The following is a 203-nucleotide window of genomic DNA, read 5'->3' on the forward strand; positions in this document are numbered from 1 at the left end:
GGGCGGGCAGCCCGAGGGCTACTGCCACCGCCAGCTGCTGGACGCGATCCGCTACCTGGTCGCGGGCGGGATCTCCTGGCGGGCGATGCCCGCGGACTTCCCCGACTGGGGCCGGGTCTACGCCTTCTTCCGCCGCTGGCGAGAGCACGGGCTGATCACAGAGTTCCACGACCGGCTGCGCGCACGAGTGCGTGAGCGCGAGG

The 203-nt window shown here is 72.9% G+C and carries 1 protein-coding gene; it reads left to right on the forward strand.

All coding sequences use genetic code 11. From position 1 onward, the window contains the following. A partial coding sequence (locus tag AC5WS8_RS39580) for a transposase (RefSeq protein ID WP_496108301.1) occupies positions 1-203 on the forward strand: 203 nt, incomplete at both ends.

The organism is Streptomyces sp. PTL18, from assembly GCF_059510295.1.